Origin of the sequence: Pseudonocardia sp. ICBG162 (genome assembly GCF_020496225.1) — a bacterium.
Classification (GTDB): domain Bacteria; phylum Actinomycetota; class Actinomycetes; order Mycobacteriales; family Pseudonocardiaceae; genus Pseudonocardia; species Pseudonocardia alni.
Genome location: NZ_JAHLJD010000023.1, coordinates 300,641 through 316,373, shown reverse-complemented (window position 1 = coordinate 316,373; position 15,733 = coordinate 300,641). Strand labels below are relative to the sequence as shown.

17 protein-coding genes and 1 tRNA gene are annotated in these 15,733 nt (G+C 73.5%); 9 read left to right on the top strand and 9 right to left on the bottom strand.

Translation table 11 applies throughout. The annotated features are described in order from the left end of the window. Window positions 1-31 precede the first annotated feature (31 nt). A complete protein-coding gene (locus KPL60_RS23885) occupies window positions 32-991 on the bottom strand; it encodes a Dyp-type peroxidase (protein WP_226367263.1) in 960 nt (319 codons plus the stop codon). Between the two features lie 188 nt (window positions 992-1,179). On the opposite strand from KPL60_RS23885, the gene KPL60_RS23880 reads away from it, so the two are divergent. After that, complete coding sequence (locus tag KPL60_RS23880; protein WP_226367262.1) at window positions 1,180-2,208, top strand: ABC transporter substrate-binding protein; 1,029 nt, start codon at window positions 1,180-1,182, stop codon at window positions 2,206-2,208. 120 nt (window positions 2,209-2,328) lie between these two features. Here KPL60_RS23880 and KPL60_RS23875 read toward each other — a convergent pair whose 3' ends face one another. Beyond that, window positions 2,329-2,610: a DUF4287 domain-containing protein gene (locus KPL60_RS23875; RefSeq protein ID WP_178374492.1), complete on the bottom strand. Its 282-nt coding sequence runs from the start codon at window positions 2,608-2,610 to the stop codon at window positions 2,329-2,331. Window positions 2,611-3,050: 440 nt separating this feature from the next. Next, a tRNA-Gln gene (locus KPL60_RS23870) sits at window positions 3,051-3,121 on the bottom strand. 162 nt (window positions 3,122-3,283) lie between these two features. Here KPL60_RS23870 and KPL60_RS23865 point away from each other — a divergent pair. The 5 genes from KPL60_RS23865 (at window position 3,284) to KPL60_RS23845 (ending at window position 7,501) form a co-directional block, all read left to right on the top strand. Further along, a complete protein-coding gene (locus tag KPL60_RS23865) occupies window positions 3,284-4,558 on the top strand; it encodes a class I SAM-dependent methyltransferase (RefSeq protein ID WP_226367261.1) in 1,275 nt (424 codons plus the stop codon). A gap of 1 nt (window position 4,559) precedes the next feature. Beyond that, window positions 4,560-5,399, top strand: coding sequence for a sugar phosphate nucleotidyltransferase (locus KPL60_RS23860; protein WP_062400264.1), 840 nt, complete (start codon window positions 4,560-4,562; stop codon window positions 5,397-5,399). Between the two features lie 28 nt (window positions 5,400-5,427). Further along, the gene (locus KPL60_RS23855; protein WP_062400266.1) at window positions 5,428-6,102 is read left to right on the top strand and encodes a PIG-L deacetylase family protein; all 675 of its coding nucleotides are present in this window, start codon (window positions 5,428-5,430) and stop codon (window positions 6,100-6,102) included. 31 nt (window positions 6,103-6,133) lie between these two features. Continuing rightward, window positions 6,134-7,159, top strand: a complete 1,026-nt coding sequence (locus tag KPL60_RS23850) for an NAD(P)-dependent oxidoreductase (protein WP_226367260.1) — start codon at window positions 6,134-6,136, stop codon at window positions 7,157-7,159. A gap of 72 nt (window positions 7,160-7,231) precedes the next feature. Then, complete coding sequence (locus KPL60_RS23845; RefSeq protein ID WP_226355181.1) at window positions 7,232-7,501, top strand: DUF2277 domain-containing protein; 270 nt, start codon at window positions 7,232-7,234, stop codon at window positions 7,499-7,501. Window positions 7,502-7,511: 10 nt separating this feature from the next. Here KPL60_RS23845 and KPL60_RS23840 read toward each other — a convergent pair whose 3' ends face one another. From KPL60_RS23840 to KPL60_RS23830, 3 genes are read right to left on the bottom strand one after another with little or no spacing between them, the layout of a single operon-like run. Then, entirely contained in the window at window positions 7,512-7,928 is a 417-nt protein-coding gene (locus KPL60_RS23840; protein ID WP_226355182.1) for a RidA family protein, read from the bottom strand. Next, complete coding sequence (locus tag KPL60_RS23835) at window positions 7,925-8,689, bottom strand: IclR family transcriptional regulator (RefSeq protein ID WP_226355183.1); 765 nt, start codon at window positions 8,687-8,689, stop codon at window positions 7,925-7,927. Before KPL60_RS23835 ends, KPL60_RS23840 begins: the two co-directional genes overlap by 4 nt. Continuing rightward, on the bottom strand, window positions 8,686-9,660 hold the full coding sequence (locus KPL60_RS23830; RefSeq protein WP_226367259.1) for a sugar kinase: 975 nt from the start codon (window positions 9,658-9,660) through the stop codon (window positions 8,686-8,688). Before KPL60_RS23830 ends, KPL60_RS23835 begins: the two co-directional genes overlap by 4 nt. A gap of 120 nt (window positions 9,661-9,780) precedes the next feature. Between KPL60_RS23830 and KPL60_RS23825 the strand changes: the two genes are divergently transcribed. From KPL60_RS23825 to KPL60_RS23815, 3 genes are read left to right on the top strand one after another with little or no spacing between them, the layout of a single operon-like run. Next, complete coding sequence (locus KPL60_RS23825; protein ID WP_226367258.1) at window positions 9,781-11,028, top strand: alanine racemase; 1,248 nt, start codon at window positions 9,781-9,783, stop codon at window positions 11,026-11,028. Next, window positions 11,028-12,659, top strand: a complete 1,632-nt coding sequence (locus KPL60_RS23820; RefSeq protein WP_226367257.1) for an amidohydrolase family protein — start codon at window positions 11,028-11,030, stop codon at window positions 12,657-12,659. Before KPL60_RS23825 ends, KPL60_RS23820 begins: the two co-directional genes overlap by 1 nt. Then, entirely contained in the window at window positions 12,656-14,164 is a 1,509-nt protein-coding gene (locus KPL60_RS23815; protein WP_226355187.1) for a GntP family permease, read from the top strand. The genes KPL60_RS23820 and KPL60_RS23815 overlap by 4 nt, the downstream gene beginning before the upstream one ends. Here KPL60_RS23815 and KPL60_RS23810 read toward each other — a convergent pair. The 3 genes from KPL60_RS23810 to nthA are packed head-to-tail and all read right to left on the bottom strand — an operon-like array spanning window position 14,161 to window position 15,690. After that, window positions 14,161-14,466 (bottom strand): nitrile hydratase accessory protein, encoded by a 306-nt coding sequence (locus KPL60_RS23810; RefSeq protein ID WP_226355188.1) that lies wholly within the window; start codon window positions 14,464-14,466, stop codon window positions 14,161-14,163. The genes KPL60_RS23815 and KPL60_RS23810 overlap by 4 nt on opposite strands. Then, window positions 14,453-15,112: a nitrile hydratase subunit beta gene (gene nthB / locus KPL60_RS23805; RefSeq protein WP_226355189.1), complete on the bottom strand. Its 660-nt coding sequence runs from the start codon at window positions 15,110-15,112 to the stop codon at window positions 14,453-14,455. Before nthB ends, KPL60_RS23810 begins: the two co-directional genes overlap by 14 nt. Continuing rightward, window positions 15,109-15,690 carry a nitrile hydratase subunit alpha gene (nthA, locus tag KPL60_RS23800; protein WP_226367256.1) on the bottom strand — a complete coding sequence of 194 codons (582 nt, stop codon included), beginning with the start codon at window positions 15,688-15,690 and terminating at the stop codon, window positions 15,109-15,111. The genes nthB and nthA overlap by 4 nt, the downstream gene beginning before the upstream one ends. Window positions 15,691-15,733: the final 43 nt, after the last annotated feature.

Sequence of the window (15,733 nt, the reverse complement as noted above, 5' to 3'; positions counted from 1 at the left end):
ATCCCGGTCGGGGGCGTCGTCGTGTCCGGGGTCAGCCGTCGAGCCCGTCCAGTACCGACCGCGACGGCACGAAGAACGTGCAGCCCGTCGTCGGGGTCGAGTAGTCGAGGATGCGGTCGTGCAACGGCGGCGGGTCGCCGACGAACATCCGCCGCAGCATCGTCTCGACCACCCACAGGTGCCGGCTGTAACCGATGAAGTAGGTGCCGTACTCGCCCCGTCCCGGCGCGGCGAACGGCATGTTGTCCCGCAGGATGTCGTGCTCGACGCCGTCGTCGTCGGTGATCGTGCACAGCGTCTTGTGCGACTTCTGGCCCTCCTCGGCGTCCGGCAGCTCCACCCCGTCGAACTTGGTCCGCCCGACGATCTCCTCCTGGGTGGCCACGCTCTGTCCGCGCCAGGCGGCCATGTCGTGCAGATACCGCTGCACGACGACGTAGCTGCCGCCGGCGTGTGCCGGGTCCTCCTCGCCGACCAGGGTCGCGGCCGGGAGGCCCGCCCCGTCCGGGTTGGCCGTCCCGTCGGCGAAGTCGAGCAGGTCCCGGCCGTGCCGGTAGCGGAAGCCGGCGGTCTCGTCGACGGTGGTGACGGTGTCGCCGAAGGCCTCCAGCAGCATCATCTCGAACCGCACGATCAGATCCGTGGTGTCCGCCCGCAGGTGGTAGAGCAGGTCCCCCTCGGTGGCGACGGCGGTGTGGCTCGCGCCGGTGATCTCGCGGAACGGTGCGAGCTCGCGCGGCGGCGGCCCGCCGACGACCCGTTCCCACACCCGGTGCCCGATCCCGACGGTGCAGTGGAACGCCGCGCCGTCGGCGCCGATGCGGACGTTCTTGACGAGGTCGGAGGTCGCGGCGAGCGTCGACCGGACCCTGGCGTCGGAGTCCGGACCGTCGCCCACGCGGAGGACGAGGAAGGCAGCCGCGGCGGTGAGCGGGGCGGTGACGTCCTGGGGCTCCGGTGGTGGGACTGCGCGTTCGGTCGCGTGGGTCACGCCGCCGGAGCGTAGCGACCCCGTGGCCACGGTGGGGCCGTGACGATCCCGCCCTCCCGGCACCGCGGCATCGTCCTGTTCGGCCCCGGTCCGGACATGACCGGCGCGATCGGACGTTCGGCCCTGTCGCGCGACCGCCGTCCGTGTCACGATCACGAGATCAGGCAAGGCTTACCTATGGAGCTGACATGGCGACGGATCTCCTCCTCCCGATCGACGACGACCTGAACCGTCGGGCGTTCGTGGCCGGCTCCGCCGCCTTCCTCGGCCTGCTGGCGGCCGGCTGCGGTCCGGCGTCCCCGGCCCCGGTCGACGCCGGCGCCGGGCAGAGGTCCGTCCCGCACGCGTTCGGCACGACCGAGATCACCGGTGTCCCCGGACGGGTCGTGACACTCGGCTGGGGGCCGTCCGAGGCGGCGCTGGCGGTCGGCGTCGTCCCGGTCGCCGTCCCGCAGGGCCGGGACAACGGGGGCGACGGATCCGGACTGCACCCCTGGACCGCCGAGTACCTGCGGACGCACGACCTCCCGCGGCCGGCGGTGCTGTCCTCCGGCGCCGCCGACGAGCCGGCGCCCGAGGAGATCGCGGCGCTGCGTCCCGACCTGATCCTGGCCACCGAGGCCGGCCTCACCGCGCAGCAGTACGCGGTGCTCTCGCAGATCGCGCCGACCGTCGCGCACCCCGGGGAGGCGTGGGCGACGCCCTGGCGCGACGTCATCCGGATCTCCGGGAACGCGCTCGGCCGGCCGGCGGAGAGCGATCGTGTCCTCGCCGCGCTCGACGACCGGACGCGTGCGGCGGCCCTCGCCCACCCCGAGTTCGTCGGCCTGACGATCACCGCCGCCACGACCTACGAGGGTGCGCTGATCGTGTACACCGCGTCCGAGCCGCGCGCGCAGCTGCTCGCCCAGCTCGGGTTCGTCGTCGACTCCTACGGCGCGACCGAGAACGAGCTGGACATGAGCTTCGAGGAGGCGGGCCGGATCGACTCGGACGTGGTGCTGATGTACCACGCCACCGAGGCCGAGCGCCGCGAGTTCGAGGCCGGGCCGGTCCCCGAGCTGGTGCCACAGTTCGGCCGCGGGAAGGTGGCCTCCGTCGTCGGGGCCGCGAACGTCGCCGCCGTCTCGCCGCCGACCGCGCTGTCCTGGCCCTGGACGATCGACGCCTTCACCGCGGCGCTGTCGACGGCCGCGGTGGCGGCCGGGGCGCGCTGACCGGGGCGGTCGTCCCGCCGTCCGCGCCGGCCGGCGCCCGGGCTCCGGGGCGATCACCGGCGTCGAGATCATGCCGGCCGCCGCGTCGGGCGCTCTCTCCGGAACCCGCCGCCGGTCGGATCAGCGGTTCGCGATGCCGTCCAGGCGTAGCTCCGCCGACTCGTCGCGATGGGTTCCGGTCGTGCCGACGTGCTTGTCGCTGATCGCGGTGCCGTTGCGCACGACGTGCGCCAGCGCCATCGCGTGCCCGCGGCCGAGGTCGTAGTCGGTCTTCAGCCACTCGACGATCTCGCCGGCCTTCGTCTCGGGGCCGAAGCCCTGAGCGGTCGCCTCGGCGACCAGCTCCGCCGGGATCTTGCCGGTCTTCTTCTCGATGGCGTCGAGGTAGGCCTGAAACGACATGTGTCCATCCGTCCGGTCGGGGTGTTCTCATCCGTCGGACCGTCTGCCCGGTCGGAACTCATCGGTGCCGGTCCGGCCCGTCCCGCTGGAGCAGCCGATCTCCACCCTCGCCGGGGAACCCGGCGACGTCGATGCGTACATGCGGGCGCTCGAACGCCGCGTCGCGAGTGTGGGCGCAGTCCCACCGGTAGCTCGGTCCGGGCGCGGACGGACACCCGCTTCCCCGGCGGCTGATGAGTAGTCGCTCGGTGTGGAGGGGCGTGGCACGGCCGTGACCGTCTCTCGGGCGACGCCGTAGCGCTCGGCCAGGTCGGGCGGTGACGGCAGCTTCTCCCGCCGTGAACTTCCTCGCGCATGGACGGCCTGTCACCGGATGTCAGGAGCGGTGTGCGGTCCGGACGGGGAGACGCTGCCGTGCCGTTTCGCATGTCAGCGGCTTGCTCCGCCGCCAGGATTCGAACCTGGACCATCGGAACCAAAATCCGAGGTGCTGCCGTTACACCACGGCGGATCGTGGGGCCTGGTCATCGTGACACGTCGGCGACGCCGTCCTCGCAGCGCACCCGCCCTGCGCGCCGGCGGGGGATGACCGGGATCACGGACAAACGCCCACGAAAGGGTGATCCGCACCCCGGGCGCGGCGGATCCCCGTCGGGTTGACACACTCCCGTGCGTGCTGAACACGGATGCTTCCGGGACGACGTCGTCGATCGGGTCCGGAACCGCGTTGACGTGCCGTCTCTGTGGCACGACCGACCTGCGCAGCTTCTGCGACCTGGGCGCCACGCCGCCCTGCGAGCTGTTCCTCACCGAGCAGACGGCACAGCAACCCGAGCAGACCTTCCCGCTGCACGTGCGGGTGTGCAACTCGTGTCTGCTCGCCCAGCTGCCGCCGGAGATCAGCCCGGAGGAGACGTTCGAGGAGTACGCCTACTTCTCCTCGTTCAGCTCGTCCTGGGTGGACCACGCGCGCCGTTTCGTCGACGCGGCGGCCGAGCGCGCCGGGCTGGACACGGGTTCGTTCGTCGTCGAGGTCGCCTCGAACGACGGCTACCTGCTCCAGCACGTCGTCGCGAAGGGCATCCGCTGCCTCGGCGTCGAGCCGAGCGTGAACGTCGGCGAGGCCGCCCGAGAGAAGGGCGTCCCGACGCTGACCGCGTTCCTCACCCCGGAGACCGGCGCCCGGGTGCGCGCCGAGCACGGCCCGGCCGACCTGGTCTGCGGCAACAACGTGTTCGCCCACATCCCCGACGTCGTCGGCTTCGCGCAGGGCCTGCGCGCCATGGTCGCCGACGACGGCTGGGTCTCCATCGAGGTCCAGCACCTGCTCACGCTCGTCGAGCGCAAGCAGTTCGACACGATCTACCACGAGCACTTCCAGTACTACACGCTGCTCACCGGGCAGCGGGCGCTCGCCGCGGGCGGGCTGGCCCTGGTCGACGTCGAGCTGCTCGACACCCACGGCGGCTCGATCCGCATGTGGGCGCGGCCGGCCGACGTCGCCGGTGAGCCGAGCGCGACGGTCCGCGAGGTCCTGGCCGCCGAGGCGGCCGCCGGGCTGCACACGCCCGAGGGGCACGACGGGTTCGCCGAGGCCGTCTCCACCATCCGCGACGACCTGGTGGCGTTCCTCATCGACGCCCGCCGGCAGGGGAAGCGCGTGGTCGGCTACGGCGCCCCGGGCAAGGGGAACACCCTGCTGAACTACTGCGGCATCCGGCCCGACCTGCTCGAGTACACGGTGGACCGGAACCCGTACAAGCACGGGCGGCTAACGCCGGGCACCCGAATCCCGATCTTCGCTCCGGAGCGGATCGCGCAGGACCGCCCCGACCACGTGTTGATCCTGCCCTGGAACCTGCGCACCGAGCTGACCGAGCAGCTGTCCTACGTCCGCGAGTGGGGCGGCACGCTGGTCTTCCCGATCCCGTCGCTCGAGGTGGTCTGACGTGAAGGTCGTCCTGTTCTGCGGTGGTTACGGCATGCGGATGCGCGATGGTGCGTCCGACCTCCCGAAGCCGATGCACCCGGTGGGGCCGCGCCCGCTGATCTGGCACGTGATGCGCTACTACGCCCACTTCGGCCACAAGGACTTCGTCCTGTGCCTGGGCTACGGCGCGCACCACATCAAGAACTACTTCCTCAACTACGACGAGACCGAGTCCAACGACTTCGTGCTGCACCAGGGCGAGGTCGAGCTCATGGGCAGCGACATCAAGGACTGGAACATCACGTTCGTCCACACCGGTCTGGACTCGCCGATCGGTGAGCGTCTGCGCCGGGTGAAGGCGCTGGTCAAGGACGACGAGATGTTCCACGCGAACTACGCCGACGTCCTCACCGACGCCCCGCTGGACAGGATGGTCGAGCAGTTCGCCGGCACCGACGCCGTCGGGCAGCTGATGGCGGTGCCGCCGCAGTCGGCGTTCCACTGCGTCGACGTCGACGACAACGGCAGGCTCGAGTCGATCACCACGCTGCAGGAGATGCCGATCTGGGAGAACGGCGGCTATCTCATGTTCCGGCCGGAGATCTTCGACTTCCTCGAGAAGGACTGCGACCTGATCGCCGACGCCGCCGCCCCGCTGGCGCGCAAGGGGCGCATGTCGGCCTACCGGCACCGCGGTTTCTGGCAGCCTGCGGACACCGTCAAGGAGCGCAACGCGCTGGAGGCGGCCTACCAGAGCGGCGCGCGACCGTGGATGCTCTGGGAGTCCCACGAGACCGACCAGGACCCGCTGCAGGCCGCGATCGCCGAGATGCACCGCAGCAGCCACCAGCGCGACTAGGCCGCGATTCCGGGGGGAACGAGAGACCGTGCTGAACCTGTTGCCCGAGCGGCTGGACCGCATCCTGCTGCTCGGCGCCCACTGTGACGACATCCCGATCGGGGCCGGCGGGATGCTCCTGGAGCTGTGCCGCGCCTATCCGGGGGTGCAGGTCACCGCGCTGGTCCTCACCGGGGCGGGGTCGCTGCGCGAGGAGGAGGAGCGGGCCGCGCTGGCCGCGTTCACCCCCGGCGCGCACCTCGACGTCGTCGTCATGGACCTGCCCGACGGCCGCGTCCCGCAGCACTGGGAGCGGGCGAAGATGGCGCTGGAGGACCTGCGCAGCCGCAGCGAGCCGGACCTGGTGATCGGCCCGTCGCCGCACGACGCCCACCAGGACCACCGGACGCTGTCGCAGATGATCCCGACCGCGTTCCGCGACCACCTGACGCTCGGCTACGAGATCCTCAAGTGGGAGGGCGACCTCGCCCAGCCGACGGTCTTCCTGCCGCTGTCCGAGCCGGTGCTCACCGAGAAGATCGCCAAGCTCAACGAGCACTACGGCAGCCAGCGCGACCGGACCTGGTTCGACGACGAGACCTTCCGCGGCCTGGCCCGCGTGCGCGGCGTGCAGTGCCACGCCCGCTACGCCGAGGGCTTCCACGTCCAGAAGCTGACACTGTCCGCAGCGCCGATGGTCGGTTCCGAGCCGAACGGCTTCTGACCCCGCACACACCGCCGAGAAAGGGATATTCATGCGCGTACTGCTCACCGGGCACCAGGGCTACCTCGGGACCGTGATGGCGCCGTTGCTGGCAGCCGCGGGTCACGAGGTCACCGGCCTGGACTCCGGGCTGTTCGCGGACTGCGTGCTGGGTTCGTTGGACACCCCGGACGTCGACGGGATGGCGACCGACCTGCGGGACGTCACCGTCGACCAGCTGGCCGGGTTCGACGCCGTCGTGCACATGGCGGCGCTGTCGAACGACCCGCTGGGCTTGCTGGCCCCGGAGATCACCTACGACATCAACCACCATGCGTCGACCCGGCTGGCCCGGCTGTCGAAGGAGGCCGGTGTCGGCCGCTTCGTCTACGCCTCCACCTGCTCGGTGTACGGCGCCCAGTCCGGCGACGACCTCGTCGACGAGGACGCCCCGCTCAAGCCGGTCACCCCGTACGCGATCTCGAAGGTCCGCGTCGAGGACGACCTCGCCGAGCTCGCCGACGCCGACTTCGTGCCGGTCTCGATGCGCAACGCGACCGCGTTCGGGTTCTCGCCGCGGCTGCGCGCCGACATCGTGCTGAACAACCTGGTCGGCCGGGCGATCCTCACCAACGAGGTCACCGTGCTGTCCGACGGCACCCCGTGGCGTCCGCTCGCGCACGCCGAGGACATCGCCGGTGCGGTCGTCGCGGCGCTGGGCGCCCCGGCGGACGTCGTCCGGGCGCGGGCCTACAACGTGGGCACCGAGAAGAACAACCGGACCGTCGCCGAGATCGCGCAGGCCGTGATCGACGCCGTCCCCGGCTCGACGCTGAACATCACCGGTGAGGCCGGCAACGACCCGCGCTCCTACCGGGTCGACTTCGCCCGGGCCCGCAAGGAGCTCGGCTTCGAGGCGTCCTGGACGATCCCGGCCGGTGCCGAGCAGCTCGCCACCGAGTACCGGAACCGCGGCCTCACCCAGGACGCGTTCGACAACTCCTTCACCCGCCTCGCCGTGCTGAACCGCAGGCAGGCGGCGGGCGAGCTCGACGGGTCCATGCACGTCGTCCAGTAGTTCGCACTCGGTCGACGGCCCGTCCCGCGCTACGGTCGCGGGGCGGGCCGTCGTCGTATCCAGGGGGTGCCCATGTGCCGCAACATCCGGACGCTGCACAACTTCGAGCCGCCGGCCACGACCGACGAGGTGGACGCCGCGGCGCTGCAGTACGTCCGCAAGATCGCCGGGGCGGCGAAGCCGTCGCAGGCCAACGCCGAGGTGTTCGAGAAGGCCGTCGCCGCCGTCGCCGAGGCGACCCGGGAGCTGCTCGACGGGCTGACCACGACCGCCCCGCCGAAGGACCGGGAGGTGGAGGCGGCGAAGGCGCGGGCGCGGGCGGAGCTGCGCTACGCCCGCTGACCGTGCGGGGTCAGGACGCCGGGGCGGCCAGGGCGTCGATCTCCACCAGCATCTCGGCGTGGGGGAGCCCCACGAACACGGTGGTGCGGGCGGGGAGCGCGGCACCCTCGGGGACGTGGCGGGACACGAACTCGCCGTAGGCGTCGTTCATCGCGGAGAAGTGCTCCCGCTCGGTGAGGTAGACGCGGAACATCAGGACGTCGCCGACCGAGGCGCCGCCCGCCTCCAGGATCGCGCGGACGTTCTCCAGGGTCCGCAGCGTCTGGGCGTGCACGTCGCCCGGGGCGATGTAGGTCTTCGTCGCCGGGTCCATCGGGCCCTGCCCGGAGACCTGCAGCAGGCCGCCCTTGCGCACGCCCTGGCTGAAGGTGTGCGCGGGGGCGGGCGCGTCGGTGGTGGTCACGGTGCCGTTGGCGGCGGTGGTCATGCGGGGGGATCCTCTCGGGTCGGGCGCCAGCCGAGGTCGCGGGAGATCGTCCCGACGACGGCCAGCAGTGACGGGACCAGCTCCATCAGCTGGTCGTAGCCGGCGACGATGGTCGGCACGGACACCGACACCGCCGCGACGGCGGTTCCGGCCGGTCCGCGGACCGGCGCCCCGATGCAGTTGATCGAGGCCTCGTTCTCCTCGCGGTCCTGGGCCCAGCCCTGCTCGCGCACCCGGGCGAGCTCGGCCAGGTAGGCGTCGCGGTCGGTGATCGTGTGCGGGGTGCGGGCGAGGAAGTCGACGTCGTCGAGCACCCGGTTCCGCTCGGCCGCGGGCAGATCGGCGAGCAGCACCTTCCCGGCGGCGGTGGAGTGCACGGGTCCGCGCAGCCCGACCCGCGACGCCATGCGCACGTTGTCGAGCGACTCCAGCTTGTCGATGTAGACGATCTCGCCGTCGTCGCGCTCGGACAGGTGCACGGTGTGGCCGTGGGCCCGGTTGAACGCGTGCAGGTGCGGTGCGGCGACCGTGCGCACCTCGCGCTGGTCCAGCCCGCGCGAGGACAGCTCGAACAGCCGCGAGCCGAGCCGGTAGCGGTGGTGGTCGTCGCGGTGCACGAAGTGCTCGTCGGCCAGGGTGCGCAGCAGCCGCAGGACGGTCGTCTTGTGCACCTCGAGCGCCGTGGCGAGCTCGTCGAGCGACGCCGGGCCCTCCCCGAGGACCACCAGGATCCGCAGCGCCTTCGTCAGGCTGGTGCTCACACGGCCTCCCGGTCGGCGCTCACGCGCAGGGTCGCCCAGGCGTCGTCGTCGAGGTCGAGCAGGTGCTCGGGCAGCGGTGCGGCGGAATCGCCGGGGACGACGAGCACCGCGGCGGCACCGAGGTGGCCCCGGCGCAGGCAGCGGCCCACGTCCTCGCCGCGGACCAGGCCGGTGAGCAGCCCGGCGGCGAACGCGTCGCCCGCCCCGACCGGCTCGACGACGTCGACGACCAGCGCCGCGCGCTCAGTGACCGCGCCGTCTCGGTGCACGGCCAGTGCGCGCCGGGCGCCGTCCTTGACCACGAGCAGCTCCGGGCCGGGCAGCAGCGCGCGCAGCCGGGCCGGGTCGTCGGTGCCGAACACCCGTCGCGCCTCGTCCGCGCCGACGAGCACGACGTCGGCCCGGTCGGCCAGCGCGGCCACCGGGGCCGGGTCGCCGTCGGGCCACATCTGCTCGCGCCAGTTCACGTCGAACACGACCCGGTACCGGCGGGGACGGGCCAGCAGCGCGGCCAGCGCCGCCGCGCAGGACGCCGACACGGCCGCGGTGATCCCGCCGACGTGCACCCAGTCCGCGACGGCGATCCGGTCGCGTACCGCGGGCACCTCCAGCAGCTCGGGCCCGGCCGCCGAGGCCGCCGACCCGGACCGCCGGTAGGTCATGAGGGTGCCGCCGTCGGGCGCGGGGGACTTGGCGTAGCGGCCGGTCGGGAGGTCCGGGTCGACGCCGATCCCGCCGGTGTCGACCCCGGCGGCGGCGAGCGTGTGCTGCACGAGGGCGCCGTGCCGGTCGTCGCCGAGACGCCCGACCCACGCCACCGCGACGCCGGCCGCGGCCAGGTCGAGCGCGACGTTCACCTCGGCACCCGCGGCGTGCGCGGGTGCCCGCGGGTCGTCGACGGCGGCCGCGTCGGGGACCAGGGCGAGGGCCTCACCGAAGCACACCACGGCGCTGCGGCCCGGGGTTTCCACTGCTGGGTTCTCCTCCGCCGTCGTTGACCGATCTGTCGCGGCGATGCTAGAACAGCCGCACCGAAATACGCAACCAGCGCTGCAAAATACGCAATGCACCTGTTCAGAGGGGACAAAGGGATGCTCCGGTACGCGTCGCTCGGCGCCGAACGGCCCGGCCCGTACGCCAAGTCGGTCCCGCCGCTGCCCGGCACGGTCGACGAGTGGCTCGCCGGCGGGCCGCGGCTGTCGGACCTGGCCACACCCGTCCTCACCCTCGACCGGGCGGCCCTGCACGCCAACGCCGAGCGGATGGCCGGCTGGTGTGCCGTGCACGGCGTCGACCTCGCTCCGCACGGCAAGACGACGATGGCCCCCGCGCTGTGGGACCTGCAGCTGCGCCACGGCGCCTGGGGGATCACCGTCGCGACGCCGTGGCAGGCGCGGATCGCGATCGACGCCGGCGTGCGACGGGTGCTGCTGGCCAACGCACTCGTCGACCCGGCCGGGGTGCGCGCCGTCGCCGCCGCCCGCGACGCCGACCCGGACCTGGAGGTCCTCAGCTGGGTCGACTCGGTCGACGCCGTCGCCGCGATGACCGCCGCGGCGGGGTCCCCGGCGCGGCCGCTCGCCGTCGCCGTCGAGCTGGGGGCGCCCGGCGGGCGGACCGGTGCGCGGACCCTCGACGAGGCCGGGCGGGTGGCCGCGGCCGTCGTCGCGAGCCCGGCGCTCGTGCTGGCCGGGGTCGGCGGCTACGAGGGCGCGCTCGCGCACGACCCGTCGGCGGAGTCGCTGGCGACCGTCCGCGCCTACCTCGACGACCTCGCCGAGCTGCACCGGCGGCTCACCCCGTCCTACGGGACCGACGAGATCGTGGTCACCGCGGGCGGCAGCGCCTACTTCGACCAGGTCGTCGCCGCGCTGGCCGGGCTCGCCGACGCGCGCACCCGCGTCGTGCTGCGCTCGGGCGCCTACCTCGTCCACGACGACGGCTTCTACCGCGGCATCTCCCCGCTGGCCCGCGACGACGAGCAGCGCCCGTTCCGCTCGGCCATGCACGTGACCGCCCGGGTGGTGTCGACCCCCGAGCCCGGCCTGGCGCTGCTCGACGCGGGCAAGCGCGACGTCCCGTTCGACGAGGGGCTGCCCGAGCCGCAGCGGATCGCCGACGACCTCGGGGCGCCCTCGCGGCCGCTGACCGGCACCGTCACCGCCGTCAACGACCAGCACGCGTTCCTGCGCACCGGGGAACCGGTCCGGATCGGGCAGGTCGTCCGGCTCGGGCTCTCGCACCCGTGCACCGCGTTCGACAAGTGGCGCTGGATCCCGGTGCTGGACGGCACGGACCCCGACCCGCAGGTCGTCGAGCTCGTCCGGACGTTCTTCTGATGGGCACGCTGCTGCGCGGCGGCACCGTCGTCGACGGGACCGGCGGGCCCCGGTACACCGCGGACGTGCTCGTCGAGGACGAGCGGATCGCCGCGGTCGGGCCGGATGCGGCCGGGCGGGCCGAGCGGGTCGTCGACGTGGACGGGATGGTCGTCGCCCCCGGGTTCGTCGACATGCACGCCCACTCCGACCTGCGCCTGCTCACCGAGCCCGCGCACCTCGCGAAGGTCTCCCAGGGCGTGACGACCGAGGTCCTCGGCCAGGACGGGCTGTCCTACGCCCCCGTCGACGACGCCGTCCTGCCTGTGCTGCGCCGCGCGATCGCCGGCTGGAACGGCGACCCCGGCGCGGACTTCTTCACCTGGCGCACCGTCGCCGAGTACCTGGACCGGCTCGACGGGGACATCGCCGGCAACGCCGCCTACCTCGTCCCGAACGGCACCGTCCGCGCGCTGATCTGCGGCTGGGACGACCGCCCCGCCACGCAGGCGGAGATCGCCCGGATGGCCGACGTCGTCCGCACCGGCATGGACCAGGGCGCGGTCGGTCTCTCGGCCGGGCTCACCTACACCCCCGGCATGTACGCCGACGGCGCCGAGCTCGCCGCGCTGTGTGCCGCGGTGGGGGAGCGGGGCGGCTTCTTCTCCCCGCACCACCGCAGCTACGGCGCGGGCGCGCTGGAGGCCTACGCCGAGATGGTCGACGTCGCCGAGCGGTCCGGGTGCGCGCTGCACCTGGCCCACGCCACGCTCAACTTCGGCCCCAACAAGGGCCGGGCCGGGGAGCTGATCACGCTGCTCGACGCGGCCGTCGCCCGCGGCGTCGACATCACCCTCGACACCTACCCGTACCTGCCGGGTGCGACGACGCTGTCGGCGATCCTGCCCAGCTGGTGCCAGTCCGGCGGCCTCGACGCGGCCCGCGAGCGGCTGCGCGACCCGGCCGCACTCGCCCGGATCCGCGAGGACCTGGAGGTCCACGGCTCCGACGGCTGCCACGGCGTCGTCGCCGAGTGGGAGACGATCGAGATCAGCGGGGTCACGAACCCCGAGCTCGCCGGGCTGGTCGGGCGCACGGTCGCCGACATCGCGGGCGCGACCGGAGCGGATCCGTTCGACACCTGCGTGGACATCCTGCTCCGCGACGACTTCGGGACCGGCATCCTGCAGCACGTCGGGCACGAGGAGAACGTCCGCGCGATCATGCGCCACCCGCGGCACACCGGCGGCAGCGACGGCCTGCTCGTCGGCGCGAAGCCGCACCCGCGGGCCTGGGGGACCTTCCCCCGCTACCTCGGCCACTACTGCCGCGAGCTCGGGCTGTTCTCCCTGGAGGAGTGCGTCCACCACCTCACCGGACGCGCCGCCGACCGGCTCCGCCTGGCCGACCGCGGCCGCGTCCGGCCGGGCCTGGCCGCCGACCTGGTCATGTTCGACCCGGACACCGTCACCGACACCGCCACCTTCGCCGAGCCCACCCAGCAGGCGGCCGGCATCCCGTACGTCCTGGTCAACGGGGCCTTCGCGGTCGACGGCGGGGAGCGCACCGACGTGCTCGCCGGCCGCGCGCTGCGCCGCCGGGCCGACGGCCGGACCGCACCGGGCACCCACCCCACCGGAGGACGACGATGACCTTCCTCGACTGGCTGCAGAACGACACGGCCGGCCTGCTCACCCTCGCCGCCGTCAGCGTCGCGCTGCTGCTGCTGATGATCATGCGGCTGCGCCTGGAGCCGTTCATCGCGCTGATCGTCACCGGCGTGCTGGTCGCGCTGGTCGCGGGCGTGTCGGTCACCGACCTCGTCGGCACCCCGATCAAGGCGTCGGACTCGCTGTTCGAGACCGGGTTCGCCGGGATCCTCGGCCACATCGCCCCGATCATCGGGCTGGGCACCGTGCTCGGCGCGATCATGGAGCGCTCCGGCGGCGCGGACGCCCTGACCGAACGGCTGCTCCGGCTGTTCGGGCCGAAGGGCGCACCGCTCGCGATGGGCGTCACCGGGCTGGTGCTCGGCATCCCGGTGTTCTTCGACATCGGCATCTTCGTGCTCGCGCCGCTGGTCTACGTGGCCGCGCGCCGCGGCGGCCGCTCGCTGGTGCTCTACGCGATGCCGATGCTCGCCGGGCTGTCGATGACCCACGCGTTCCTGCCGCCGCACCCCGGACCGGTCACCGCGGGCGGGCTGCTCGGCGTCGGCATGGGCTGGGTGATCGCGATGGGCCTGCTCTGCGGCATCCCCGCCTGGCTGGTCAGCGGCGTCTGGTGGGGCTCGTTCATCGGGCGGCGGATCCAGGTCGGCGTCCCCGAGGACCTGCCCGGCGGGGCCGCCCCGGCCGCGGCCCCCGGCCCGGCCGGTCCCGCGCGCGACACCGGCGACGGCGACGGCGACACGAGCGGCGGCGGGACGGGCGGTGTCCGCACCGCGGAGACGGCCGGCCCGCAGACCGCGGTCGCGGTGGCCGCGCCCCCGTCGGTCGCGCTCATCTCCTCGATCATCGCGGTCCCGCTGGTGCTCATCCTCGCCGCGACCGTCGCGGGGGTGACGCTGCCCGAGGGCACGGTGCTCCGCGACGTGCTCGTGCTCCTCGGCACCCCGGCCATCGCGCTGACGCTGTCGGTGCTGCTCGCGCTGTACCTGCTCGGCATCCGGCGCGGGACGTCGATGGCCGAGCTCGGCCGGATCTCCGGCGAGTCGCTGCGCCCGGTCGGGATGATCCTGCTCGTCGTCGGGGCGGGGGCGTTCTTCGGCAAGGTCCTGCAGACCACCGGCGTCGGCGACGCACTGGCCGGCTCGATGACCGCGATCGGGCTGCCGGTGATCGCCTCGGCGTACCTGATCAGCGCGGCGCTGCGGATCGCCCAGGGCTCGGCGACCGTCGCCATCGTGACGACGGCGGGCATCATCGGCCCGACCGTCGCCGCGGGCGGCTACAGCCAGCCGCAGCTCGCGCTGATCGTCGTCGCCGTGTCGGCCGGGTCGATCATCGCCAGCCACGTCAACGACGGCGGGTTCTGGATCGTCGCCAAGTACTTCAACATGACGGTGAAGCAGACCCTGATGACCTGGACGGTGCTGGAGACGATCCTGTCCGTCGTCGGGTTCGCCGCGGCCGCGCTGGTGTGGGCCTTCGTCTAGGAGCGCAGCGGGTCGGCGTCGAGCGTGACCGGCGCGCCGTGCGGGGTCGCGACGGCGGCACGCAGCCAGGCGCCGGTCCGCTCCTCGACCGAGCCGCGGTCGGCGACGCCGAGCCCGTCGAGCAGGTGCTCCAGCGCGGCGAGCCAGGCGTCCCAGTAGTCCAGGCCGGTGTCCAGCTCGGCGCCCAGGGTCTCGGCGAACTCCTGCCGGTCCAGCGTCCCGGTGTCCTGCAGGGCCACGGCCAGCGCGAACGCGCTCGCCTGCCACGGCTCGTCGAAGACCGGGCCGTCAGGCGGGCTCAAGGTAGGACTCCCAGGCGTCGACGGAGACGGTCGTGGTCGGGTCGGCGTCCGGGCCCCACAGCTCGGGGCCGGTGAAGACCACGGTGTAGAGCGGCTCCGGGCACTCGCCGTGGCCGTGCGCGCGGGCGTCGGGCAGCACGTGGGTCCCGCGGTGGGTCTCGACGGTCCCGCAGCGGCCGCGGACGTAGCGGGGGAGGCGGGTGTGCCCGCGGGGGTGCATCACCCGGGCGCGCACGCGGTCGCCGGGGGCGAACCGGGGCGGGCCGGTGTCGTCGCGCTCGGTGGGGGCGCCGGTGGCCAGCACCCGGGCGGCGGCGTCGGCGTCCAGCGCGGCCGGGGCATCGGAGCGCGGGCGCAGGGAGCGCCCGGCGTCGAGCTCGTCGGCGCCGACCAGGCCGTGGGTGACCAGCAGCTTCTCGGTCGCCGCGAGCCAGATCTCGTAGTAGGTCAGGGTCAGGTAGACCGGCGGCGGGAGCGACTCGCGGGCGTGCCGGGACTCGTCGATCGACCAGCCGCCCGGGCGGGCCGCGGCAAGGGTCAGCGCCAGCACCAGCGGCTCCCAGCCCGCGTGGAACCGGACGTCCTCCGGCTCGGGCTCGACCGGCCCGAAGCCCATCGCGCCGCCGAGGTCGTGCGCGCCGTTCACGCCGACACCAGCCGGGTGCCGATCATGGCGTCGCGGGAGACGATCGCGGCGAGCTCGTCGGTGGACCAGCCGTCGGTGCCGGGCGGGCGCTGCGGGACGACCAGGTAGCGCAGCTCGGAGGTGGAGTCGTGCACCCGGATGGCGACGTCGTCGTCGAGCACGGTCCCGAAGTCGGCGAGCACGCCGCGCGGGTCCAGCACCGCCCGCGACCGGTAGGCCGGCGACTTGTACCAGACCGGGGGCAGACCCAGGACCGGCCACGGGTAGCAGGAGCACAGCGTGCAGACGACGAGGTGGTGCTCGCCCGGTGAGTTGAACACCGCGGCGAGGTGCTCGCCGCCGCGCCCGCCGTAGCCGAGCTCGGCCACCGCCGCGGTCGCGTCGTCGGCGAGCCGGGCCGCGAAGTCCGGGTCGGTCCAGGACCGGGCGACGACGTGCGCGCCGTTCCGCGGGCCGACCCGGTGCTGGTAGGTCTCGATGATCTCGTCGAGCGCGGCCGGGTCGACGTAGCCCTTCTCGACCAGGATCGACTCGAGCGCCCGCACGCGGGCGTCCACCGGTCGCAGCTCACCGCTCATCGGGACGACGCTAGCCAGGCGGGGCCGGGGCGTCGAGAGCACG